The following is a 24,083-nucleotide window of genomic DNA, read 5'->3' as shown; positions in this document are numbered from 1 at the left end:
GTCGAGCACATCGACGATAGGAGCGCACCGTTGCGCCCGCAACGGCTTTTCGCCGTCGGTCCCCGCTCGCCCCGGCGGTATCCTCTGCGCATGCGGTTCCTCCCCCTGCCCGGCACCGGCGAGACCCCCGTCCGCGTGATGACCATCGCCGGTTCCGATTCCGGCGGCGCGGCGGGACTCCAGTCGGACCTGCGCACCTTCGCCCTGGCGGGCGTGCACGGCACCAGCGCCGTCACCGCCGTCACGGTGCAGAACAGCCTCGGCGTCACCGGGTTCCACCCGATCCCGCCCGAGACCGTGGCGGGACAGATCCGGGCGGTGGTGCAGGACATCGGGGTCGGCGCGGTGAAGACGGGCATGCTCGCGACCGCCGAGATCATCGACGCGATCGCCGATACGGCACAGGAACTGGGCATCGGCGCGTCGATCCCCTTCCTGGTCGACCCCGTCTGCGCCTCGCAGCACGGCGATCCGCTGCTCACGCCCGAGGCCCTGGCGACGTTGCTGAACCGCCTGTTCCCGCTCGCGCACCTGGTCACCCCCAACCTCGACGAGGTGCGGCTCATCACCGGCATCGACGTCGTCGACGACGCCACGCAGCGCGACGCGGCGCGCGCACTGCACGCGCTGGGCCCGCGCTGGGCGCTGGTCAAGGGCGGGCACCTGCGCACCGCGTCGACCAGTACGGACGTGCTCTACGACGGTGCCGATTTCCTCGAGTTCGAGGCGCCCCGCCTGGATACGCGCCACGATCACGGCGCCGGTGACACGCTCGGCGCGGCCACCGTCTGCGCGCTGGCGCACGGCTACGACGTGCCCGAGGCGGTCGCGTTCGGCAAGGAGTGGGTGACGCGGTCCCTCGCGGCGGCCTACCCGGTCGGGGCGGGCCACGGCCCCGTCAACGCGTCGTGGCGGCTGCGCGAGCTTCCTTGAGCCCGGCGAAGCGGTTCATCGCCGCCACCACCAGCGGGAGGGCGAGGACCACGATGATCAGCCGCAGGCTCTGGACGGTGGCGATCAGGGCCATGTCGGCCTCGGCGCTGCCGGTCGCGCTCGCGACGACGGCGTTGATGCCGCCCGGCGTGGTGGCGAGGTAGGCGTCGGCCATCGACACCCCGGTCACGTGCGCCGCGACCGCGGCGAGGAGCGCGACGAGGCCGCACAGCACGAGGATGCCCACACCGATCGCGGGCAGCAGGTGCGCGAGCCGGCGCAGCAGGCGGCGGTCGAACATGAGACCCACCTCCAGCCCGACGACGATGAGCAGCAGCTCCTTGAACGCGCCCTGCGGGGCGAAGCCGCGGGTCAGTTCGGTCCCGCCCATGACGGCGGCGAGGAGCATCGGCCCGATCAGCCCGCCGCCGGGCAGGTGCAACCGGCGCCCGAGCCACATGCCCGCCATCGCGAAGACGAACGCCGTGGACAACCCGGCGACCTGATCGCCGCGGCCCACGATCTGCAGGTCGAAGGACCACGACCGCGCGGACGCTGTGGCGCCGCCCGCGAGACCGACCATCACGAACGGTGCGGTGAGGCTCACGAGCAGCACCCGCGAGTACTGCATCACGCCCACGACGTCCTTGCGGGCGTCGAGCTCGTCGCACAGGGTGACCACGGCCGACGAGCCGCCCGCCATGAGACCGAGCGTCGCCGTGCGCTGGTCGAGCCCCGTGACCCATCGGCTCAGCAGCCAGGCCGCCGCCACGGACAGGGCGATGGTGAGGACCGAGATCAGCACGAACGGTGCGAGCACCGGGCCGACGGAGCGCATCGCCTCGAGATTGAGGTAGCCGCCCAGCATCACGCCGATGAAGGCCTGGGTCCAGCGGCTGACCTCCGCCGGCACCGTGACTTCGCGCCCCGTCGCCAGCCGCAGCGCCGCACCCAGGAACAGCGCGGCCAGCAGTGCGGGTGCCGGCACCCCGAGCCGTCCCATCACCTCGGAGAGCAGCCACGCGCCGATCAGCACCGCGCAGTACCGCGCGGCCCGTCGCCCGAGGAGCCGCCGGACGGGGCCCCGGGCCGGCGCGGGCGCGGCGGCGTCGGGGGTGGTCGACGGGGCGGGGCTCTCGACGGTCACCCTATCTGTGTAGCACTGCGAAGGAACTATCTCCAGAGGCGCCGACGAACGTTCACACGATGCTCATACAACCGCCGTGAGCTGGCCCGATCCGCGATGCGAGTGAGTCACGCGTCACGTCGCGCGACGAGCGCCACCGCCCCCGCCCACAGCGCGCCGATGACGATCACCAGGTAGACGAAGGACACTCCCGGGCCCCACGGGAACGCGCCTCCGTCGATCAGGACGCCCATGAAGTTCTGCAGGTTCGACAGCGGCAGGTACGGCCCGGCCTCGCGGGTCTGCGGGATGCTCGTGACCACGTTGTCGACGACGAACAGGTACCCGAGGAGCAGCGTGATGGCGCCGGCCCCGTTGCGCAGCGCCGCGCCGACCGCCACACCCAGCACAGCGGCGAAGGCGGTGCCGATCGGGAAGGCCAGGAACGAGGCCCCGCCCGCCCGGAGCACCTCGGCCGGCGAGCCGTCGACGATCACCCCGAACGCGAGCACCGCGACCACCATGGCCACGGCGTACGCCACCGCGCAGACCACCGCGACCACGATGGTCTTGGCCAGCAACGCGATCCACCGATTCGGCACGGCGAGAAAGGTCGCGCGCAAGGTGTTGTAGCGCATTTCGGTGGTCACCGAGAGCACGCCGATGACGGCGGCGAACGTGATCCCGATGCCCGGCAGCCCGCCGAAACCGGACAGGGGCGCAAGCGCCACCACGCCGAGGTCGTCGATGTTCTCGCCGATGTTGCGCACGACCAGCGCCACGATCACCGTGATCGCCACCGCGGCGGCGGACGAGCCGAGCAGCAGCCACTTCGTGGCCCGCACGGTCGCGATCTTGACGAGCTCCGCTCGAACGGCCCGCACGATCATCCGATTCCTCCCGTTCCCCGGTACTCCACGGCACCGCCGGTCATCCGCATGAAGACCTGCTCCAGCGAACTGGACTGCGGGGCGAGCTCGGCCAGCGGCAGCCCCTCCGCCGCGGCGATCTCGCCGACCGCGTCGCTGCTCGCGCCGCGCACCGTCAGGACGGTCCGCCCTCCCCCGCCGGGCGCGGCCTCGGCCGCCGCGTCCACGGCGAGGCCACGGGAGGTGAGCGCCGTCGCGAGCTCGCGGTCGCGCGGGCTGCGCACGCGCACCGTGTGTTCCGAGTTCTGCGCGATGAAGTCGGCCATGGTGCCGTTCCACACCAGGTGCCCGCGGCCGACGATCACCACGTCGTCGGCGGTGAGCGCCATCTCGGCCAGCAGGTGACTGGAGACGAAGACGGTGCGCCCCTGCGCGGCGAGGGACTTCATGAACGTGCGCACCCAGACGATGCCTTCGGGGTCGAGCCCGTTGACGGGCTCGTCGAAGAGCAGCACGCCCGGATCGCCCAGCAGCGCACCGGCGATGCCGAGGCGCTGCGCCATGCCCAGGGAGAAGCCGCCCGCCTTCTTGCGGGCCGCGTCGGTCAACCCCACGGCGGCGAGGCACTCGTCCGCCCGCCCCACGGGGATCCCGCTCGCGGCGGCCAGCCAGCGCAGGTGATCGCGCGCGGTCCGGTTGGGGTGCACCCATTTCGCATCGAGCAGAGCGCCCACGCGGGTGAGCGGTCGGTCGATGGCGCGGTACTCGCTGCCGCCGATCGTCGCCCGGCCCGCGGTGGGACGGTCCAGACCGAGGATGCACCGCATCGTCGTGGACTTGCCGGCGCCGTTCGGCCCGAGGAACCCGGTGACCCGGCCGGGCCGCACCGCGAAGGAGAGGTCGTTCACCGCCTGGACGGCCCCGTAGGTCTTGGTCAAACCCGCGACTTCGATCATGGATTCACGCTAACAATTCTCCGGCCGCGCCGCCGTGATGCACTCGCCGCCCTAGACTCGACGCACCGGAACCGCGGAGGGGGCGAGTGATGGGTGCGGACGCCACGGGCGATCGGACGGGGACGACCTTCGGCCCGTACCGGCTGATCCGACTGCTCGGCCGCGGCGGCATGGGCGAGGTGTACCTCGCGCACGACACCCGCAAGGACCGCGACGTGGCGCTCAAGCTGCTGCACGCCGGATTCGCGCAGGATCCGGGGTTCCGCGAGCGGTTCACGCACGAGTCGCAGACCGCGGCCCGGCTCTCCGAGCCCCACGTCATCCCGATCCACGACTACGGCGAGATCGACGGCACCCTGTTCCTGGACATGCGCCTGGTCGACGGCAGCAACCTGGCCGAGCTGGTCGCGGCGGGCGCGCTCCCGCCCGAGCGCGCCGTCGACCTGGTGGCGCAGGTCGCCTCGGCCCTGGACTCCGCGCACCTGACCGGGCTGGTGCACCGGGACGTCAAGCCCGCCAACATCCAGGTCACCCCGCAGGGGTTCGCGTACCTGCTCGACTTCGGCCTCGTCGTGGTCGGCGACGCCGAGCGCCTCACCTCGGCGGGGCTGTTCATCGGCTCGCAGGCCTACGCGGCGCCCGAGCGGTTCGACGGTGGCGGCGCCACCCCGGCGGGCGATGTCTACTCGCTCGCCTGCGTGCTCTACGAGCTCCTCGTCGGGCGGCCGCCGTTCACGGCGGGCTCGATCTCGGAGATGATGCGCCAGCACCTGATGTCGGCGCCGCCGCGGGCGTCGGCGAACGCACCCCTCCCCGTTCCCGCCGCGCTCGACGCCGTCATCGCCAAGGGCATGGCCAAACGCCCGGAGGACCGGTACGCGACGTGCGGTTCCCTCGCGCGGGCCGCGACCGCGGCGCTGCAGGGCGCGCCGCAGAGCTGGGGCACCACCACGACGGTGCCGTCGGCGCAGCGCCCGGCCGGGCCGCCGTCCGTGCCGTGGCCCGGTCACGTCGGCGCCGCACACAGCACCCCGAGCTCGAGCGGGCGCCCCCAGTACGTCACGCCGAGCTACGCGCCGCCCGCCTCCCATCCCGCGCCCGCCGCCGCGGCCCCGCGCTCGAACCGCGCGCTGATCGCGGCGCTCGCGGTCGGCGTCGTGGTGCTGCTCGCGCTGATCGCCACCGCCGTCGTGCTGGTGAGCGGGAACGGGAGGCCCGAGCCCGCCGCAGCGGCCACCACCACGGCGACCACGAGCGCGGAGACCACGACGACCACGGCACCGCCGACCACGACCACGGCGCCGAAGGCGGCCCAGCCGCCGAACGTCGAGGTCTGCGAGGGCAGCACCGGCGCGGTCTTCGGCACCGTCGCCGCGGATCGGGGCAGCGGGGTGGCGGGGCAGCCGTACACCTCGTGCGGCTTCGCCACCGCGGTCGCGGCCGCCTACCGGGCGCGGTTCACCGCACCCGAGTCCGGATCGGTGTCCGCGGTCAGCCCCGCCGCGCCGGATCTCGGCGCGATCGCCATGGCGTGCACCGGCGCGACCAACATCGTGACCTGCCGGGGAGGGAACAATGCGATCGTCTACCTCTACTAGGGCCGGCGCGTTGCTGGTGCTCGCGCTGAGTGCGGCCGCCTGCACCATCGGCGACGACGGTTCGGCGCCGCCGGCTCCGTCGAGTGCAGCGGGTGCGTCGAGTGCAGCGGGTGCGGCGGGGCCGGGTGCCGCAGCACCGTCGTCGTCCGCCGCGGGGCCCCCGTCGGGCTCGTCCCGCCCCGCGCCGCCGAGCGACGACCCACTGCAGGTGGCGCTGGAGCAGGCCGTCACTGCGGTCGGCGGGCGGGCGAGCGTCGCGGTCGCCGGCGGCGGGCGGGTGGTGAGCGCCGGCGACGCCACCGGCTTCCCGGCCTGGTCGACGATCAAGGTGCCGCTGGTCATGGCGGCGATGGAACGCACGGCGTCACCGGAGCCCGTCGTCACCGCCGACATGCGCGCCGCGATCACCCGCTCGGACAACGCGGCGGCGGAGGCGATCTGGTCCTCCCTCGGCCCGCCCGCGAAGGCCGGCGCCGCGGTGCGCGAGGTCCTCCGCGCGGGTGGGGACCGCGCGACGGAGGTGCAGGTCACCAAGGTACGGCCGGAGTACTCCGCGTTCGGCCAGACCGTGTGGGACGACGGGCCGGCGGCGACCTTCGCCGCCCGGCTCCCCTGCTCGCCGTCGGGCCGCGCGACCCTCGCGCTGATGACCGGCGTCGACGCGAACCAGCAGTGGGGTCTCTTCGGTCCGGTCGGCGCGCAGCCGGTGGGCGTGAAGGGCGGCTGGGGCCCGGGCACCGACGGGGCGTACGTCGTGCGGCAGCTCGCCGTGGTGCGGACCGCGCGCGGATCCACCGGCGTCATGCTCTCCGCCCGCCCCGCCGACGGCTCCTTCGCCTCGGGACGCGCGGCGCTGACCAGGCTCGGCGAGGCGATCCGCGCGCACCTCGGGGCACTCCCCGCCGGTCGCTGCTGAGCGCATCGGTGTGGTTCGCGTCACACGCGCGAACCGGTCATGCGATGATGAATCACCCTTCATGACCGCCCGGAGAGACCGATGATCGCCAGCACGCTCGACGCCGACGTCACCCGGGGCGCCCTCCGAGAGATTCGTACGCGCACAGAACTTCCGGTCGCCTTCGTCGGCCTCGTCGATGCGGACCGCGTGGTGCTGAGCGGCGGCGTCGGGCTGCGCACCCCCGCCCTCAACGGCCTACCGGTCGCGCACGGCGCCGGGCTCGGCGGGCACGTCCTGCGGACCGGCCGCCCCACCGCCGTCGCCGACTACGGGACGGCGGGCATCACCCAGCACTACCACGCGCACGTGCAGGCCGAGGGGCTGCGCTCGATGGTCGCGGTGCCGCTCGCGGTGAACGGCGTGGTTCGCGCCGTCTTCTACGCCGCCGACCGGCGCCAGTCCACCTTCGGCGACACGGTGCTCGGAGCCGTCGCGCACACCGTGCGCGACCTCGCGTACGAGTTGCGCGTGCGCGAGGAGGTGGAGCGGCGCATGCAGTACGCCGAGGCCGCGGCCGCCGAACGGTCGGCGCTCGGCGGCGTCGACCGCGAACTCGTGCGCGAGGTCTTCTCGGAGCTGCGCGCGCTCGCCGGGGAGATCACCGACGGTGCCGTCCGGTCGCGGCTCGAATCGGCGTGCAGCCGCATCACCGGCCTCGGACGCCAGGCCGGTGACGAGCCCGCAGGGCTGGAGCGCCCGCTCACCGTCCGCGAGCTGGACGCACTCTCCCACGTGGCACTGGGGTGCACGAACGCCGAGGTGGCGCAGCGACTCTCGCTCAGCACCGAGACCGTGAAGGCCTACCTGCGCAGCGCCGGGCAGAAGCTCGGCACCCGCACCCGCTTCGAGGCGGTCACCCGGGCCCGCAGCCTCGGCCTGCTGCCGTAACGGCCCGGTACCCCCTTTCGGGGGTACCGGGGATGTGACCGCGATCACTACCGTTCGTCAGGTCCACCGACCCGAGGAGCACACGTGAGCGCACCCGAACTCCCCACCGTCCCGAAGTCCCGGCTCCGCCGGGTGGCGATGGCGAGCTCGATCGGAACCACGATCGAGTTCTACGACTTCTTCATCTACGGCACCGCCGCCGCCCTGGTGTTCCCCACCATCTTCTTCTCGAACATGAGCCCGGGCGTCGCGACGCTGGCCTCGTTCGCCACCTTCGCCGTCGCCTTCTTCGCCCGGCCCGTGGGCGCGATCCTGTTCGGCCACTTCGGTGACCGGATCGGTCGCAAGCGCACGCTGGTGTGGACGCTGCTCATCATGGGCGCCGCCACCGTGATGATCGGCCTGCTCCCGGGCAGCGAGACGGGCGTCTTCGGGCTGTTCCCGAACGGCATCGGCACGCTGGCCCCCGTGCTCCTGGTGGCGATGCGCTTCCTGCAGGGCTTCGCCGTGGGCGGCGAGTGGGCCGGCGCCACGCTACTCACCGCCGAGTACGCACCGAAGGGCAAGCGCGGCCTGTACGCGATGTTCCCGCAGCTGGGTCCGTCGTTCGCCTTCTTCCTCTCGAGCGGCACCTTCCTGCTGTTCACGCTGGCCGCGGGTGACACCAAGGACGCCGACAGCGCTTTCATGACCATCGGCTGGCGCATCCCGTTCCTGCTCTCGGCGCTGCTCGTGCTCGTCGGCCTGTGGGTGCGACTGACCGTCGAGGAGACGCCCGTCTTCACCGAGGTCCGCAAGCGTGCGATGAGCGAGATCCACCGCACCAAGCTGCCCTTCCTGGATGCGATCCGCTTCCAGTGGAAGGAGATCCTGATCGCGGCGGGCGCGCTGGCCTCCCTGTTCTCGCTGTTCTACATGGGCACCGCGTTCCTGACCAACTACGCGACGAAGAACCTGGGCTTCCCCCGCACCACCGTGCTGGCGATGGGGATGCTGGGCGCGGTCTGCTTCGGGCTCGCGATCGCCGCATCCGCGGTCTACTCCGACAAGATCGGTCGCCGGAAGGTCATCATGACCTCCTGCGCGCTGGCCGTGGTGTGGTCGCTGGTGCTGTTCCCGATCCTGGACACCAAGAGCCTGCCGCTCTACGCCGTCGGCCTGATCGGCACGCTGATCATCTTCGGCATCGCCTACGGCCCGGCCGGTGCCGCGCTGCCCGAGATGTTCCACGAGCGCTACCGCTACACCGGGGCGGGCCTGGGGTACAACCTCGCCGGCATCCTCGGTGGCGCGATCCCGCCGCTGATCGCCGCGAAGTGGGTGGCCGACGGTCACCAGCTGTGGGTCGGGTTCATGCTGGCCGGCCTCTCCGCAGTGAGCGTGCTGTGCTGCTACCTGATGGTGGAGACCAAGGACCACGACATCGTGGAGACGGCCCCCACCGGCCGCGACGCGGCGCAGCCGGGCGAGGACCTCGCCGCCGTCTGACCGCTAGGCCGTACGAGCCCCGCCGAGAAGCAGATTCGTGACCACACGAGCGCTCTCGGCGGGGCTCGCCACGTCCACGTCGTTCACCATCGCCGCGACGGTGCCGAGCATGTAGCCGAGCCAGAACTCCGCCACGTCGGCGATGTCGAGCTCCTCGTGCAGCAGGCCCGCGGCGCGGGCGCGCTCGAGGATCGCCCGGTACCGCGCGACGGCCTCGCCGTACAGGGCGAGATAGGTGTCGAAGGCCTCGACATCGACACCGGGCACCTCCAGCGCGAGGAACCGGAACTCCTCGCGCCGGTGCGCGATGTCCAGCAGCACGACGAGATTCACCTCGTGCACCGCCTCCTGCAGCTCTCCCGCCGACAGTGCGGTGGGCAGCGCGGCCACCATCGCATCGAGCCGGCCGAGAGTCAGCTCGCGGTTGCGCTCGATGAGCACCGAGAGCATGTGCCGCTTGCTGTCGAAGTAGTTGTAGAAGGTGCCGTGGCTGACGCCCGCACGCTCGGTGATCTCCCGGACGCCGACGGCCGCGTAGCCGTTCTCCACGAACTCGGCGACCGCGGCGTCGAGCAGTTCGGTGGCACGACCTCCGGGCACCACCGACGAAACCACGGCCGGGGGCGGACCGTCGGGCGGCGTGGACGTTCCGTCCGCGCGCGGCGGTTCCGGCAGCGCGGCCCGGGCCTCGTCGGAAAGCAGCCCGCTGCCCGACAACCGGAGTGCGGCGCGCACGTAGGCGCGGCGCCGATCGAGATCCTCGACACCGGTGAGCGCCATGACCAGGCCGGGCACCCCGAGCGCCGGCAGCAGCCGCCCGAGTTGGACCGTCTCGGTCTCCGGGTTCGCGGTGCGGGTGACGATCCATCCGCGCTCGCGGGCGTGGCCGAGCGCGCGCCCCATCATCGAGTCGAAGGTCTGGTAGAGGCCCTGGATCCGGAACCGCAGCTCCTCGTCGACGGTGCCCGCCTGCACCACGACCACCTTGAGGATGTCGGGCCGCGCGTCGACGAGGTCGAACAGCCGGGCTCCGAGCGCCTCCACCATGTGTTGGGCGGCCTCGGGGTCGCCGGCGGCCGTCACCTCGACCACCTCGTCGGGGGCGATCGCGGTCATCAGCTCGTCGACGCACCGGTCGAAGACGAGGTCGAGCAGCTCGCGCTTGCCCTCGACGTAGCGGTACAGCGTGCCCTGCCCCATACCGGCGCCCCGGGCGATGTCGGCGACGGAGGCCTGCTCGTAGCCCTGCTCGGCGAAGACGGTGAAGGCGGCGTCGGTCAGCTCGGCGCGCCGCCGCTCGGCGAGCCCGACGGAGGGCGGGCGCCCGCGGCGCGGCCGACGGACCTCCGCGACTCCCGACTCCGTTTCCGACATGGTTGAAGACTTTAGCGTGCGCCCCGCTCCCGGTGGTCGTTCCACTGTGAGATCGCAATTCCCATCGGGGTCGCGGGCCCTCCCAGACCCAGCACCTCGGACGCGATCGCCCGCCACGGTGCGCCGGCGCGCAACTCACCGAGGAGTGCCACCGTGGAGATGTCGGTGCGCCGGCCCAGGGCGTGCTCGGCCTGCAGCGTCTGCCCCTCGAAGTTGCCGTAGAAGCCGCCCGCCGGGAGCGCGGCCGCGATCACGGCATCGCGCGCGGTCTCCGGCGTGATGGTGACTTCGCCCTCGCGTAGGTGCCAGCCGACGACGTCGTCGATGTAGGCGGCCAGGTCGTCGACGTTCATCACGTCGGGGCGGCCGATGAAACCCGCGCCCACCGCCAGCTCGTGCACCCGGTCGTGCTCGCCGCGCAGCAGCGCCGAGAACAGCTCCCGCTCGAAGGCGTGCTCGCGGTCGGTCAGCTGCACCGTCATCCCGAAGTCGACGAAGCCGGCGCGTCCGTCCGGCAGGATCAGCACGTTCCCCGGGTGGGGGTCGGCGCAGAACCGCCCGGTGCGGTACATCTCGCCGCAGTAGAACCGGTAGACGGCCTCCCCGATCCGGTCGCGGGCCTCCTGGCCGAGCCCGGCCGCCGCCGCGAACGGCTCTCCCTCGAGGAACTCGGTGACCAGCACCCGGCCGGTGCACAGCTCGTCGACGGGCGGCGGCACGACGATGGCCGGGTGCCCGGCGAAGAGGTCGGCGAAGTAGCGCTGGTGCGCCCGCTCGGCGTCGAAGTCCAGTTCCGCCAGGACCTGGCGGGCGATCTCCTCGGACAGCGCGACCGCGTTCGAGGCGGGAATGTACTTGCCCAGCACCTTCATCAGCAGACGCAGGTTCTTCAGGTCCGCGCGGACCATGGCGTCCACCCGCGGGTACTGGATCTTGACCGCCACGGTGCGGCCGTCGTCGAGCACGCCGCGGTAGACCTGGCCGATCGACGCGGCCGCGATCGGCCCGTCCAGCGCGACGATCCGCTCGCGCCGCGGGCCCAGCTCCTTGTCGAGCAGCGCCGTCATCGCGGAGTCGGTCCACCGCGGCGCCGCCCGGAACAGCGGCTGCAGGCGCTCCGAGAACGCCTCCCGCGCCGCAGTGCCGGTGATCCCGATGTCGATGACGGCCAGGAGCTGGCCCAGTTTCATGGCGGCGCCGCGCATCCCGCCGAGCACGGTCACCAGGTCGTCGGCGAGGGCCAGCAGCGCCGCGTCGCGGGCGTCCCGGTCGGCCCGCTCGTCGCGGAAGGGCGCGGCGGCGCGGGTGCCCGCGGTGCGCGCGACGTGCCGGACCGCGACGCCCCCGATCTGCGCACTGCGGCGGATCCGGCCCGACGGTGCCTCCGACGCCGGGCCCGGCAGCGGCCCGGGATCAGGCGCGGGCACGCTGTCCCGCCGTCCCGTCCATCCGCCCGTCCATCGGCGAGGAGGGCACCGCCCACCGCCGCTCGGGGATCCGCCCGGCGCCGCGCGCGAGCCGGCCGGCCTGCACGGCCAGGCGCATGGCGGCGGCCATCGCAGCGGGATCGGCGGCGCGGGTCACGGCGGAGGCGAGCAGCACGGCGTCGCAGCCGAGTTCCATCGCGCGGGCGGCGTCGCTCGCGGTCCCGATGCCGGCGTCGAGGATCACCGGCACGGGGCTCTGCGCCACGATCATCTCGATGTTGTGCGGGTTGAGGATTCCCAGTCCGGTACCGATCGGCGAGCCCGCCGGCATGACCGCGGCGCACCCGACGTCGGCGAGGCGCCGCGCGAGGATCGGATCGTCGTTGGTGTAGGGCAGCACCGTGAACCCGTCCGCCACCAGTTCCTCGGCCGCCTCGACGAGGGCCACGGCGTCGGGCAGCAGGGTCTTCTCGTCCCCGATCACCTCGAGCTTGACCCAGTCTGTGTGCAGCGCCTCGCGCGCCAGCCGTGCCGTGAGCACCGCCTCGGCGGCGCCCAGGCAGCCGGCGGTGTTCGGGAGCGGCATGATGCCCAGCTCGCGGATGGTCTCCAGGACTCCGCCGCCCTCCTCCAGGCTGGTGCGGCGCAGGGAGACGGTGGTCAGCTCGGTACCGGAGGCGACCAGCGCCGCCCGCAGGTGCTCCAGGTTGGCGCTGCCGCCGGTGCCCGTGATCAGCCGCGAGCCGAACTCGCGGCCCGCGATGACCAGCGGATCGGATTCAGCCACCCTGGACCGCCGTCAGCACCTCGACGTTGGCGTAGGCGGGCAGTTCCTCGTCCCACCGGGATCGCGGGTGCACCGCCCCGTTGACAGCGATCGCCACGCCCTGATCGGGCAGCCCGAGCTGCTCGAGCAGCGACTGCGCCGACGTCCCGTCGAGCACCTGGCGGTCGTCACCGTTCACCGTCAGTTCCATGCCTGCACCTCCTGCTGAAGAACCATATCGGCCGCCCGCGCGCCCGTCACCGGGGCGAGCAGCAGCCCGTTGCGTCCGTGCCCCGTCGCCGCGTAGACCCGGCCACCGATCGGCGCGATCACCGGAAGGTTGCCCGTGGTCGTGGGCCGCAGTCCCGCTGTCACCTCGATCAATTCGTACTCGCGCAGGAACGGCAGCACGGTGAAGGCATCGTCGAGCAGCTCTACCACCGGTCCAATCCGCACGCCGAGGTCGCGGTCGTTCTCGTACTGCGTGGCTCCGACGACCACGCCGTCCGCGCGGGGCACCACGTACACGTGCCGGCCGCGCACCCGGGCGCGCACCGTCACCTCCGGGGGCGGCAGGCACGTGGGCCCGCGCCGCAGCCGCACCACCTCGCCCTTGACGGGCCGGATGCCGAGGTCCGGCCGCAGCGAGGCCGAATCGACTCCGGCGCAGACGATCACCGCATCCCCGGGCAGCTCCTCGAGCGCGGCGGGACCGTCCACCGACTCCGCGCGGAAGTCCACACCCGCGGCCCTACACGCCGCGAGCAGCGCACGGTGCACCAGCCGGTTGTCCACCGCGATCTCCTGCGGCGCCCGCGCCGCCGCCCGGATCCGCGGTGCCGCACCGGGAACGGCGCGGGCCGCCGCGGACGGGCGGATCGGGCCGAACCGCGCCGGGTCGTCCACCGCGGCGGCGATGGTGTCCAGCTCGGCGGCGTCGCCCTCGTCCACCGCGAGGTGCACTGTGCCCCGGGCGGTGATCAGCGGACCGTCGGCGAAGGGTTGCAGCGCGCTCGCGAATTCCTCCCACAGGCCCAGGGATTCGACGCCCAGCCGGTGCAGCTCGTCCTCCCCCGGCCACGCCTCGGAATCGGGGGCGATCATGCCGCCGGCCACCCAGGAGGCACCCGACCCCGGCCGCGGATCGACGACGGTGACGGCACCGCCCCGCAGGGCCAGGGATCGGGCGACGGTGAGGCCGACGGTGCCGCCGCCCACGACGGTCACACTCATCTTCACGCTCACGAAATCCTTCCTTCGCCGGCATTACCCGGATCAGGTCTGACGGTCAGGGGCGCGACGTGCCCCACTCTCAGCCCCGCGGCGGGAGCTCCCGTGTGTACGTGTTCCAGCCTACTCCGCCGGGCCTACGCTGGGGCCATGATCTCCCCCCGCGAGCGGCTCGCCTCCGCCTCCCTGTACCTGTGCACCGACGCCCGCCGCGAGCGCGGCGACCTGGCCGAGTTCGTGGCGGCGGCGCTGCGCGGCGGCGTCGACATCGTGCAGCTGCGCGACAAGGGCTCGGCCGGCGAGCGGGAGTTCGGAGCGCTCGAGGCGGCGCAGGAGATCGAGATCGTCGCGCGGCTGCGGGAGATCGCCCACGAGCACGGCGCGCTGGTCGCGGTGAACGACCGCGCCGACGTCGCCCTCGCCGCCCGTGCCGACGTGCTGCACCTCGGGCAGGACGATCTGCCGGTACCGGTGGCCCGCGCGATCGTCGGACCGGACGTCGTCATCGGCCGGTCCACGCACGACGGCACCCAGGCCCGCGCGGCCGCCGCCGAGGACGGCGTCGACTACTTCTGCACCGGACCGTGCTGGCCCACTCCCACCAAGCCCGGCCGCTCCGCGCCGGGCCTGCCGCTGGTGCGGGAGACCGCCGCCGCGTCGCCCGCGCGGAAGTGGTTCGCCATCGGCGGCATCGATCTGCCCCGCGTGCCCGAGGTGACCGCCGCGGGCGCCGACGCGATCGTCGTGGTCCGCGCCATCACCGCCGCCGACGACCCCGAAGCCGCCGCCCGCGCCCTCAAGGCCGCCCTCATCGCCGGCTGAGCCGATGTCCTCCCTAGCGGGACGTTCAGCACCTTCGCGTGTCGTGCATTCCCTACGTCCATGGACGTAGGGAGGTGGCCGCCCCGCTAGGGAGAGCGACGAGCGCAGCGAGCGGCAGCGGTGACGAGGCTAGTCCGAGGCGAGGGCGCGAACCTGGACCTGCAGGTCCGGCCAGGCGGTGGCGAAGGCGGGATGCAGTTTGCGCTCGAGCACCGCGTCGAGCGGCACCCACTCGAGCGCGGTCGACTCCTCGTTCGGCACCAGTTCGCGGGGCTCGACGAGGCGGGCGAGCACCGTCGTGTAGGTCCAGCCGACCTGGGAGCGGGCGGTGACCACCTCGGAGAGGACCTCGAGTGCGGTGGGCGGGAGCCCCGTCTCCTCGAATGCCTCGCGCAGCGCCGCGTCGGCGGCCGACTCGTGCGAATCGCGCGCACCACCCGGCAGCGCCCACGTGCCGCCCTGGTGACTCCACCACGCCCGGTGCTGCAGTAACACCCGGCTCTCGTCCTGCGACAGAGCCAACAGACCCGCCGCACCGAACCGGCCCCAGAACCGGGACCCGTCCGGGTCGCGGACCCAGCCGTTCCCGTCACCCAACATGGCACCCACCGTAGCCGACGACGTGCCGCTCGGGGCGCGCTCAATGCGCGTCATCACGACGGTGAGCGGGGCTCGCGCGATAGGGTCGCAGGGAGCATGTCCGCGGTGGCCCGACCCCGGCCGAAGGGTGCGACAGACGGGAAGGAGCAGACGGTGACAGCCCAGGCGTCGAAGAATCGGCAGCTGTCGTCACTGCGCCTTCGTTCCTTCCCGGAATCGTCGGTCTTCGCGGAGCTGCGGGAGTTCTTCACTTCCAGTCCCGGCAAGCTCGTTTCAATGGCGCTGGTGCTCATCACGATGTGCCTGTTCGCCGGGTGGTTCACCTCTGCGGCGCAACTCTCGCGCACCGAGGTGCTGCAGCAGAACCTGGCGGACTACGAGCCGCGCGCGCACGCGGCGCAGGTGCTCTACAGCTCGCTGTCGGCGGCCAACGAGTCGGCCAACGCGGCGTTCGTCGCCGGGGGCCTGCCGTCGGACGAGATCCAGAACAGCTACAGCATCGCGCTGGCGACGGCGGGGAAGGCGCTGATCACCTCCGCGACCAGCCTGCCCGCCGACGACGGCCGGGCCCACGACAACCTCGACACCCTCGCGATGAACCTGCCCGTCTACACCGGGCTGGTGGAGACGGCGCGCACCAACAACAGGCTCGACAACTCGGTGGCCGCCGCGTACCTCGCGACCGCGTCGACCCTGATGCAGGACACCATGCTGCCCGCGGCCGAAAGCTTCTACCGCGAGGAGACGGAGAACCTGCGCAACACGCACGACCAGTTCGCCGCGCCGCCGTGGGCGATCTACGGCGTGCTCGGCATCGCGCTGGCCTCGGTGCTGCTCACCCACCAGTACCTGGCCCGGCGCACCCAGCGGCGGGTGAACCGCGGGCTGGTGGTCGCCGCCGCGACGCTCACCGTCGCGATGACGTGGGTGGTGATCGCTGGGCTCACCTCCTCGACCTACTCCATGCGCGCCGAGCAGCGCGGGACCGCCGCCGTCGACACCCTCTCCCAGGCCCGCACGCTCACGCAGAAGGCCCGCTCGATGGAGACGATGGGGCTGGTGCAGCGCGGCGCCGGGCGCGGGGTGCCGGCCTCGGCCTTCGCCGAGACGCTGCAGCGCGCCGAGCAGGACCTGGAAACGGTCGGCGATGCCGATCCGCAGATCGCCGCCGCCGTGCAGGCCGCCCGCTCCGACGCGCAGCGCTGGGTGATCGCGCACCAGCAGATCGCGGCCCGCGAGGCGACGGGCGACTACCTGGGCGCGACGCGTCTGGCGATCGGGAGCGATCCCGGGTCCGCGGCGGTCGCCTACCGCTCCCTCGACGGTCACCTGACCGCGGCGATCGACCGCGCCCGCACGATCTACCGGGACAACGTCAACACCGCCCGCTACGCGATCGCCTTCTCCGGCCCCGGCGCGTTCATCCTGTGCGTCCTCGCCGCCGCCGGGATCGCGGCGGGCTTCTACCCCCGGGTCAGGGAGTACCGATGATGCGCCGCACCCTCAGTGGAATCGCCCTCGCCACGACCGTCGCGCTGGCGACGACGGGCTGCGTCGTCTCGGCCCCGGAGGCCCCGGGCGACGCGGTCACCGCCGTCACCCAGCCCGTCCCGGGGGCCGGCGCCGTGGTCCCCATGGACGCCCCGATCCCGCCCGAGGTCTCGATGTGCACCGCCACCCCGTCGCCGTCCGGGCTGCCGACGCCGGGACAGATGGCGCCCGGCACGACCATGGCCGACATCGCGGACCGCGGCCGCCTCGTCGTGGGCATCGACATCGGCTCGAACCTGCTGTCGTTCCGCGATCCGATCACCGGCGAGATCAAGGGCTTCGACGCCGACATCGCGCACCAGCTCGCCGCCGCGATCTTCGGCGATCCGAACCGCGTCCACTTCCGGATCCTCTCCACGGCCGAGCGGCAGAAGGCGCTCGAGGAGGGCACCGTCGACGTGGTGGTCAAGACCATGTCCGCCACCTGCGAACGGGCGAAGTCGGTCGCCTTCTCCGCGACCTACTTCATCGCGCAGCAGCGCATTCTGGCGCCGCGCGGGGCGCCGATCAACACCGTCGGCGATCTCTCCGGCCGCCGGGTGTGCGAGGTCCGCGGCACCACCTCTCTCGACCGCGTGCGCCGCCTGGTGCCCAGCGCCACCGTCGTGGCGGCCGATTCGTGGTCCGACTGCCTGGTGATGCTGCAGCAGGCGCAGGTCGACGCGGTCTCCACCGACGACGCGATCCTCGCCGGTCTCGAGGACCAGGACCCGAACCTCACCATCACGGGCCCGTCGATGGGTCTGGAGTACTACGCGGTCGGCGTCGGGAAGAACAAGACCGACCTGGTGCGTTTCATCAACGGGGTGCTCCTGCGGATGGCCTTCGACGGGACGTGGATGCGCCTGTACAACGAGTGGTTCGCGCCGTCGCTCGGCCAGGTGTGGTCGGCGCCCGCGGCGAGGTACGAGGGGTAGTGATGCACGATGGCTGACGAGATCGAGGAGCCGGAAGGCACGCAGGCGCAGGTCGTCTCGTTCGACGATGACGACGAGGAGCAGGGCACCGTCGGCGCGCCGATGGCGAACCTGTTCGACGACACCGAGCCCCCGCCGGTCGGCACTCAGGTCACGACGGTGCCCCCGCCCGCCCCGGCGGTGGCGACCGAGGCCACGCCGCGGTTCGGCAACGGGCCGGTCCGCACGGCCAGCACCACGCGCGTCGCGGCGCGCCGTCGCGTGGGCGGCGGCCTGGTCGAGATCCCGCGGATCATCGAGGTCGATCCGTCCGAGGCGATCCGCACCAATCCGATCATCGCGGAGGGCAAGCGCTACTGCTGGAACTGCCGCAAGCCCGTCGGCCGCGCGCACGACGGCGAGCCCGGCGCCCTGATCGGCACCTGCCCGCACTGCGGTGCCCGGTTCTCCTTCGAGCCGGCGCTCGAGCCCGGCGACATCGTGGCCGACCAGTACGAGATCAAGGGCGCCATCGCGCACGGCGGCATGGGCTGGATCTACCTGGCCACCGACCTGAACGTCGTGGACCGCCCCGTCGTGCTCAAGGGCCTGCTCAACTCCGGTGACGCGCAGGCGCAGGCCGTCGCCGTCTCCGAGCGGCGCTTCCTCGCCGAGATGACGCACCCGTCGATCGTCAAGATCTACAACTTCGTCGAGCACCCCGATCCGGACGGCACCCGGATCGGCTACATCGTGATGGAGTACGTGCCGGGCAAGACCGTCAAGGACATCCTGGGCGAGGCGGCGGACGACGCCGACGCGAAGGTCGAGGTCGAGCAGGCCATCGCGTACATCCTCGAGGTGCTGCCCGCCCTCGGCTACCTGCACAGCCTGGGACTGGCGTACAACGACCTCAAACCCGACAACATCATGATCAGCGAGGAGGACGTCAAGCTGATCGACCTGGGCGCCGTCGCCCCGCTCGCCGGTTACGGATACATCTACGGCACACCGGGATTCCAGGCGCCGGAGATCGCGCGGACCGGCCCGTCGGTGGCCTCCGACGTCTACACGGTGGGTCGCACCCTCGCCGTCCTGGTCTCCGACATGCCGATGGAGAAGGGGCGCTACGTCGACGGTCTGCCCTCCCCCACCGAGGACGACACCCTCGCGAAGTACAACTCGCTGTACCGGCTACTGGTGAAGGCGACGGCGGAGGACCCGGAGGAACGCTTCGCCTCGGCGGCGGAGCTCACCGATCAGCTGCTGGGCGTGCTCCGGGAGTGCTTGTCCACCAAGTCCGGTGAGCCGCGCCCCGGGTTGTCGGTCGTGTTCACGCCGCAGCGCTCCACCTTCGGCGTGGAGCTGATGCTGCGCGCCGTCGACCCCGACCCCGAGGTGCACGACGACCGGCTGCGCGCGCCGGAAGTCCTGGCAGCACTGCCGATCCCGATCGCCAACCCGTCCGATCCCGCGGCCGGCGTGCTCGCCCTGACGATGCGCAGCGACCCCACCCAGGTGCTCGATTCGCTGGCCGAACTGCGCGAGGCGATGGCCGGCACCGTCGAGATCGATCTCGCGGAGGCCCGCGCGCACCTGGAACTGGGCGAGGTGGACGCGGCCACGACGCTGCTCGATTCGCTGGCCTCGCGCGAGCCGCACCGCTGGCAGGTCACCTGGTACCGCGCCGAGACCGCGCTCATGCAGGGTGAGTACGCCGCCGCCTACGACTACTTCGAGACGGTGACGGACCAGGCCCCCGGCGAGGCCGCCCCCAAGCTCGCCGCCGCGGTGGCGGCCGAGTTCTGCTACCTCTCCGGCGAATCCGACCCGAACGGGTGGCGCGACCGGGCCCGCCAGCGGTACGAGAGCGTGTGGCGCACCGACCGCGGCATCATCTCGGCGGCCTTCGGCGCCGCCCGCATGCGTCGCGCCGCGGGCGACATCGTGGGCACCGTCGAGATCCTCGACCAGGTGCCCTCGACCAGCCGGCATTATCACAACGCATTGTGTTCATCGGTGGTCGCGCTGGTGCACGGCCGCGATCTCGCGGACGTCACCGAGGCCCAGCTGCACGAGGCGGCACGGCGCGTGCGCACGCTGCCCAAGTCCGAGTTCCGCCGGCTGCAGTTGCGCGCCCTCGTGCTCGGCGTGGCGCTGGGCTGGGTGCAGCACCGCAACCAGCACGGCCGCCTCGACGGCACCAGCACCCTGCTCGACCACGCCCTCACCGAACGCGGACTGCGCAGGGCCACGGAGAAGTCCTTGCGCGACATCGCCGCGCTCGCCGAGCGCAAGCGCCAGCGGCACGCCCTCGTCGACCTGGCGAACGCGATCCGCCCGCGCACCCTGTTCTGATCCTGCTGCGCTCCCTAGCGGGGCGGCCACCTCCCTACGTCCATGGACACGGGGAATGCACGACACGCCGGGGCGCTGCACACCCCGCTAGGGAGCGGCACCACCAGCCCTGCGCACCCCGCTAGGGAGCGGCACCACCAGCCCTGCACACCCCGCTAGGGAGCAGCACCACCAGCCCAGCACGCCCCGCTAGGGAGTGGCGTCGCCGGTGCGGCGCTCCCCGATCGGGATGATGCACGGGCGGCCGGGGGCGACGGGATCGTCGATCACCTTCGAGTGGAGCCCGAAGGTCTCGCGCAGCATCTCCTCGCTGATCACGTCCGTGGGCGTGCCCTGGGCGACCACGGCACCGTCGCGCATGGCGATGATGTGGTCGCTGTAGCGGATGGCGAGGTTCAGGTCGTGCAGCACCATGACGACGGTGCGCCCCTGGCTGCTGAGCTCGTCCACGAGATCGAGCACGTCGAGCGCGTGCGAGAGATCGAGGTAGGTGGTCGGCTCGTCGAGCAGGAGCAGGTCGGTGCCCTGCGCGAGCGTCATCGAGATCCACACCCGCTGGCGCTGACCGCCCGAGAGGGAGTCGACGGGGCGGTCCGCGAGGTCGCGCACCCCCGTCTGCTCCAGCGCGGCGTCGACGACATCGGCGTCGTCGGAGCTCCACTGCCGCAACCACGACTGGTGCGGGTGCCGGCCGCGCGCGACGAGGTCGCCCACGGTCAGTCCCTCCGGGGCGAGCGGGCTCTGCGGCAGCAGGCCCATCGTCGTGGCGATCTGCTTCGACTTCAGCTTGGCGATGTCGGCCCCGTCGAGCACCACGTGCCCGGACGAGGGCTTGATCAGGCGAGCCAGCGTGCGCAGCAGCGTGGACTTGCCGCAACCGTTGGGCCCGATGATCGTGGTGACCACCCCGGTCGGGATGTCGAGATCGAGCTCCTCGAGGACGGAGACCTGCCCGTACCCGGAGGTGACCTTGCGGGCACCCAGGCGCGACGGTGCCGTCGTCGCGCCGTGGTGCGGCTCGTTCTGCACAGCGTCGGTGGTGGTCACTTGGCCCCCTTGAGGTTCTGGCGGACGAGGAGATAGACGAGGAACGGTCCGCCCACGGCCGCGGTGATGATGCCCACCGGCAGCGCGACGGAGAACAGCGTGCGGGCGGCGAGGTCGGCACAGGAGAGCAGGGCCGCGCCCATCAGCGCCGACGGGATCAGCGGCGGCGTGGGCAGCCGGGTCAGGCGCATCGCCAGCTGCGGCGAGACGAAGGCGATGAAGCCGATGGGGCCGGCGGCGGCGACGGCCGCGGAGGCCAGCAGCACCGAGGCGATGAGCAGGACCGCGCGGTTGACGCCGAGGCGCACGCCCAGCCCCAATGCGACGTCGTCGCCGAGCTGGACGGCGCGCAGCGGGAACGCCGCCGCGAGCGCGATGACCGCGGCCGGGACGCCCAGCCCCAGGGCCGTCCACACGTCCGACCAGTCGCGGCTCTCGAGCGAGCCGACCAGCCAGGTCTGCGCGCGGGCCACGTCGCGGATGTCCGCGCGCACCAGCATCCAATCGACGAGCGCGCGCATGAGGAAGGTGATGGCGATGCCGACCAGGATCAGCCGCATCCCGTCGACGCCGCCGCGGACGGCGAGCAGGTAGACCAGGCCGCCGGTGAGCAGGCCGCCGGCGACCGCGACGACGGGGAGCCCGAAGTCGGTGTTCAGGGTCGCGGCGAGCGTGCCGGTGGAGGTGACGAGGAAGACGGCCGCCACGCCCGCGCCGGCGGTCACGCCGAGGATGTCGGGGCTGGCCAGCGGGTTACGGGCGATCGACTGCACGATCGCGCCGGACATGCCGAGGGCGGCGCCGACCACGAGGCCGACGAGGGCCCGGGGCATGCGCAGCTCCATGACGATGAAGTGCGTGGTCGAGTCGCCCGTGCCGACGAGGGCCTGCAGCACCTCGCCGAAGGTCATCGGGAAGGCGCCCAGACGGATGCTGGCGCAGAACGCGATGAAGGCGACGACGGCCAGCGCGACGGTGACCGCGACGGGCCAGGGCCGCCACACGAAGGAGACGACGGTGCCGAACCGCAGGCCCGGCCGGATCGGGGGCTTCTTCTGCTCGTCGACCTGCTCCAGGGTGGTGCTCATACCTTGACCGCCTTCCGCCACCAGACGAGAGCCACGAAGAAGGGGGCGCCGAACAGCGCCACCACGATGCCGACCTCGAGCTCGCCGGGGCGGGCGACGACGCGGCCCACGATGTCGGCGGCGAGCAGCAGCCAGCCGCCCATCAGTGCCGAGTAGGGCAGCAGCCAGCGGTAGTCGGGGCCGGTGAAGTAGCGCACGATGTGCGGCACCATCAGGCCGAGGAAGGAGATGCTGCCGCAGGCCGCGGTGGCCGCGCCGACGAGCAGGGTGATCGACGCGATGCCGACGGTACGCGCCAGGTTGATGTTCAGGCCCAGGCCCTTGGCGACGTCGTCGCCCATGTTGAGCAGGTTCACGGCCGGGCCGTTGGCCAGGGCGAGGATCATGCCGATCGCGATGAACGGCGACACCACGACGATGATGTCGAAGCCGCGGCCGACGACCGCGCCGGCGTTCCAGAACCGCAGCGTGTCGAGCGAGGCGTTGTCGCTCAGGGCGATCGCGGAGGTCATCGAGCTCAGGAACATCGCCACGCCCATGCCGGCGAGCACCAGCGTCAGCGGCGAGCCCACGCCCCGGCCGATGCTGGAGAGGCCGAAGACGAGGAGCGCGGTGAGCGCGGTTCCGAGGAAGGCGAACCAGACGTACTGGATCGGCGCGGTGAGGCCACCGAGGAAGGTCGCGCAGACCACGGCGAACGCGGCGCCCTGGGTGAGGCCGAGGAAGCCCGGGTCGGCGACGGGGTTGCGGGTGTGCCCCTGGATCAGCGCGCCTGCCAGCGCGAGCGCCGCGCCGGCGATGAGCGCCAGCAGCGTGCGCGGCACGCGCAGCGTCTGGACGATGATCGCGGCCTGGTTGAGCTCGGGATCCGCGGGGTTCGGCCCGGTGGTGTACTCGTGCCACAGTCCGTCCCACACCAGGGAGGGCGCGAGGCTGCGCGAGCCGATCGCCAGCGAGGCGATCACGGTCACCACCAGCAGTACGAGCAGCAGCACCAAACCGAACAGGCGCCGCTTGCGCCGGGCGGCGCCGGACGTCGCCGTCGATCGCGCGGGCGGGGTGCCCCCGGCGGGGGCCTCCTCAGTCGCAGATAGGGTCACAACCGTAATGATAGGCTGCCCTTCATTCTATGGAAGGGGCGGTATGCGTCTGGTCTCGACGGTGCTCGCGATCGTGCTCACATTCTCTCTCGCAGCGTGCGGGTCGGACTCCGGTCGGAGCTCCTCGGACGACGCCCCGGCGGGCCCCCAGCGGGTGGCCTCGCTGGGCCTCGGCGACGTGGACACACTGCTCGCGCTCGGCGTCGTCCCCGTGCTGGTCGCGCCCTGGGCCCAGGACGCGAAGGAGCCCGTCGGCGAGTGGTCGAAGCCGCTCCTGCAGGGCAAGAACCCGCAGATGCTGCTCGGCACCGGGACGAACCTCGACACCAAGGCCATCGAGACCCTCGCCGCCGCGAAGCCGGACGTGATCGTCGCGGTGAACTCCGGTTTCGACGACGCCACCTTCACGCGCCTCGAGGCGATCGCCCCCGTCGTCCGGCGGCCCGCGCAGTTCGCGGCCTGGGGCGTGCCCTGGCAGGACCAGGTCCGCGCGATCGCCGGCGGCATCGGGCGCTCGGCGCAGGGCGATGCGCTGATCACCAAGACCGACGGGACCATCCGCCGCACGCAGGAGCAGCACCCGCAGTATCAAGGGAAGACGGCCGCCACCGTCCTGCCCAAGTCCGACGGCGGCTTCTACGCCTACGCCACCACCGACGGCCGCGGCCAGGTGCTGACGATGCTCGGCTTCACCCTGCCGCAGACGATCACTTCGCTGATCCCCGAGGGGAAGTTCTTCGCCGAGATCCCCGCCGAGCGCGTGGACGTGCTCGACCTCGACGCGCTCGTCTACCTCGACTACGGCACCAAGGTCTCCGAGGACACCGCCTTCCGGTCCCTTCCCGTCAACCGCGACAAGCGGGTCACCACCATCGACCGGACGATCGGCAACGCCATGTCCATGCCCAACCCGGTCACCATCGAGTGGGTGCTGCAGCAGCTGCCGCCGCGGCTGCCCTCCTTCGCCTGACGGCACCGTCGCCGCGGGTCGCGGCGGCCCGGCCGTAC

General features: G+C 72.4%; 22 protein-coding genes and 1 riboswitch. Of the genes, 10 read left to right on the top strand and 12 right to left on the bottom strand.

What is annotated here, in order from left to right; translation table 11 throughout:
- Positions 1–90 precede the first annotated feature (90 nt).
- Positions 91–933: a bifunctional hydroxymethylpyrimidine kinase/phosphomethylpyrimidine kinase gene (thiD, locus tag BLQ62_RS04165; RefSeq protein WP_068567116.1), complete on the top strand. Its 843-nt coding sequence runs from the start codon at positions 91–93 to the stop codon at positions 931–933.
- Here the strand turns inward: thiD and BLQ62_RS04160 are convergent.
- From BLQ62_RS04160 to BLQ62_RS04150, 3 genes are all read right to left on the bottom strand, one after another.
- Complete coding sequence (locus BLQ62_RS04160) at positions 899–2,080, bottom strand: AbrB family transcriptional regulator (RefSeq protein ID WP_231857660.1); 1,182 nt, start codon at positions 2,078–2,080, stop codon at positions 899–901. The two genes, thiD and BLQ62_RS04160, sit on opposite strands and share 35 nt — an antisense overlap.
- A gap of 107 nt (positions 2,081–2,187) precedes the next feature.
- The gene (locus tag BLQ62_RS04155; RefSeq protein ID WP_068533609.1) at positions 2,188–2,949 is read right to left on the bottom strand and encodes a hypothetical protein; all 762 of its coding nucleotides are present in this window, start codon (positions 2,947–2,949) and stop codon (positions 2,188–2,190) included.
- Positions 2,946–3,884 (bottom strand): ABC transporter ATP-binding protein, encoded by a 939-nt coding sequence (locus BLQ62_RS04150; RefSeq protein WP_068533612.1) that lies wholly within the window; start codon positions 3,882–3,884, stop codon positions 2,946–2,948. Before BLQ62_RS04150 ends, BLQ62_RS04155 begins: the two co-directional genes overlap by 4 nt.
- 89 nt (positions 3,885–3,973) lie before the next feature.
- Here BLQ62_RS04150 and BLQ62_RS04145 point away from each other — a divergent pair, with 89 nt between their 5' ends.
- From BLQ62_RS04145 to BLQ62_RS04130, 4 genes are all read left to right on the top strand, one after another.
- Positions 3,974–5,482 (top strand): serine/threonine-protein kinase, encoded by a 1,509-nt coding sequence (locus BLQ62_RS04145; protein ID WP_068567117.1) that lies wholly within the window; start codon positions 3,974–3,976, stop codon positions 5,480–5,482.
- Entirely contained in the window at positions 5,460–6,398 is a 939-nt protein-coding gene (locus BLQ62_RS04140) for a serine hydrolase (RefSeq protein WP_139184153.1), read from the top strand. Before BLQ62_RS04145 ends, BLQ62_RS04140 begins: the two co-directional genes overlap by 23 nt.
- Positions 6,399–6,479: 81 nt before the next feature.
- Positions 6,480–7,328, top strand: coding sequence for a LuxR C-terminal-related transcriptional regulator (locus BLQ62_RS04135; RefSeq protein ID WP_068533616.1), 849 nt, complete (start codon positions 6,480–6,482; stop codon positions 7,326–7,328).
- 84 nt (positions 7,329–7,412) lie between these two features.
- Complete coding sequence (locus BLQ62_RS04130; protein ID WP_068533618.1) at positions 7,413–8,816, top strand: MFS transporter; 1,404 nt, start codon at positions 7,413–7,415, stop codon at positions 8,814–8,816.
- Positions 8,817–8,819: 3 nt separating this feature from the next.
- On the opposite strand, the gene BLQ62_RS23700 is transcribed toward BLQ62_RS04130, so the two are convergent.
- The 5 genes from BLQ62_RS23700 to thiO all read right to left on the bottom strand — a co-directional run bounded on the left by BLQ62_RS23700 (position 8,820) and on the right by thiO (position 13,628).
- Complete coding sequence (locus BLQ62_RS23700) at positions 8,820–10,190, bottom strand: TetR/AcrR family transcriptional regulator (protein ID WP_082756672.1); 1,371 nt, start codon at positions 10,188–10,190, stop codon at positions 8,820–8,822.
- A gap of 11 nt (positions 10,191–10,201) precedes the next feature.
- Positions 10,202–11,617, bottom strand: a complete 1,416-nt coding sequence (locus BLQ62_RS04120) for an ABC1 kinase family protein (protein WP_115391400.1) — start codon at positions 11,615–11,617, stop codon at positions 10,202–10,204.
- Positions 11,604–12,404 (bottom strand): thiazole synthase, encoded by an 801-nt coding sequence (gene thiG, locus BLQ62_RS04115; protein ID WP_068533622.1) that lies wholly within the window; start codon positions 12,402–12,404, stop codon positions 11,604–11,606. The genes BLQ62_RS04120 and thiG overlap by 14 nt, the downstream gene beginning before the upstream one ends.
- Positions 12,397–12,594, bottom strand: coding sequence for a sulfur carrier protein ThiS (gene thiS / locus BLQ62_RS04110; protein WP_068567119.1), 198 nt, complete (start codon positions 12,592–12,594; stop codon positions 12,397–12,399). Before thiS ends, thiG begins: the two co-directional genes overlap by 8 nt.
- Positions 12,585–13,628, bottom strand: a complete 1,044-nt coding sequence (gene thiO / locus BLQ62_RS04105; RefSeq protein WP_231857661.1) for a glycine oxidase ThiO — start codon at positions 13,626–13,628, stop codon at positions 12,585–12,587. Before thiO ends, thiS begins: the two co-directional genes overlap by 10 nt.
- A riboswitch (TPP riboswitch) is annotated at positions 13,619–13,730 on the bottom strand. Its footprint overlaps the gene before it by 10 nt.
- Positions 13,731–13,763: 33 nt before the next feature.
- On the opposite strand from thiO, the gene thiE reads away from it, so the two are divergent.
- A complete protein-coding gene (thiE, locus tag BLQ62_RS04100) occupies positions 13,764–14,435 on the top strand; it encodes a thiamine phosphate synthase (RefSeq protein WP_068567121.1) in 672 nt (223 codons plus the stop codon).
- Positions 14,436–14,564: 129 nt separating this feature from the next.
- On the opposite strand, the gene BLQ62_RS04095 is transcribed toward thiE, so the two are convergent.
- Positions 14,565–15,035, bottom strand: coding sequence for an NUDIX hydrolase (locus BLQ62_RS04095; RefSeq protein ID WP_068533628.1), 471 nt, complete (start codon positions 15,033–15,035; stop codon positions 14,565–14,567).
- Positions 15,036–15,188: 153 nt separating this feature from the next.
- Between BLQ62_RS04095 and BLQ62_RS04090 the strand changes: the two genes are divergently transcribed.
- From BLQ62_RS04090 to BLQ62_RS04080, 3 genes are read left to right on the top strand one after another with little or no spacing between them, the layout of a single operon-like run.
- On the top strand, positions 15,189–16,526 hold the full coding sequence (locus BLQ62_RS04090; protein ID WP_139184152.1) for a hypothetical protein: 1,338 nt from the start codon (positions 15,189–15,191) through the stop codon (positions 16,524–16,526).
- Complete coding sequence (locus BLQ62_RS04085) at positions 16,523–17,503, top strand: glutamate ABC transporter substrate-binding protein (protein WP_068567125.1); 981 nt, start codon at positions 16,523–16,525, stop codon at positions 17,501–17,503. Before BLQ62_RS04090 ends, BLQ62_RS04085 begins: the two co-directional genes overlap by 4 nt.
- 9 nt (positions 17,504–17,512) lie before the next feature.
- A complete protein-coding gene (locus BLQ62_RS04080; protein ID WP_068567127.1) occupies positions 17,513–19,840 on the top strand; it encodes a serine/threonine-protein kinase in 2,328 nt (775 codons plus the stop codon).
- Between the two features lie 189 nt (positions 19,841–20,029).
- Here the strand turns inward: BLQ62_RS04080 and BLQ62_RS04075 are convergent, their stop codons facing one another.
- From BLQ62_RS04075 to BLQ62_RS04065, 3 genes are read right to left on the bottom strand one after another with little or no spacing between them, the layout of a single operon-like run.
- On the bottom strand, positions 20,030–20,887 hold the full coding sequence (locus tag BLQ62_RS04075) for an ABC transporter ATP-binding protein (protein ID WP_231857662.1): 858 nt from the start codon (positions 20,885–20,887) through the stop codon (positions 20,030–20,032).
- Positions 20,884–21,975 (bottom strand): FecCD family ABC transporter permease, encoded by a 1,092-nt coding sequence (locus BLQ62_RS04070; RefSeq protein ID WP_068536442.1) that lies wholly within the window; start codon positions 21,973–21,975, stop codon positions 20,884–20,886. The genes BLQ62_RS04075 and BLQ62_RS04070 overlap by 4 nt, the downstream gene beginning before the upstream one ends.
- A complete protein-coding gene (locus BLQ62_RS04065; RefSeq protein WP_197467303.1) occupies positions 21,972–23,075 on the bottom strand; it encodes a FecCD family ABC transporter permease in 1,104 nt (367 codons plus the stop codon). Before BLQ62_RS04065 ends, BLQ62_RS04070 begins: the two co-directional genes overlap by 4 nt.
- Positions 23,076–23,118: 43 nt before the next feature.
- On the opposite strand from BLQ62_RS04065, the gene BLQ62_RS04060 reads away from it, so the two are divergent.
- Positions 23,119–24,045 (top strand): ABC transporter substrate-binding protein, encoded by a 927-nt coding sequence (locus BLQ62_RS04060; RefSeq protein WP_068536444.1) that lies wholly within the window; start codon positions 23,119–23,121, stop codon positions 24,043–24,045.
- The last annotated feature ends 38 nt before the right edge of the window (positions 24,046–24,083 follow it).

It is taken from the genome of Tsukamurella pulmonis, from assembly GCF_900103175.1.
In the GTDB taxonomy this organism is placed as follows: Bacteria; Actinomycetota; Actinomycetes; order Mycobacteriales; family Mycobacteriaceae; genus Tsukamurella; species Tsukamurella pulmonis.
This window is presented reverse-complemented; position numbering and strand designations above follow the sequence as displayed.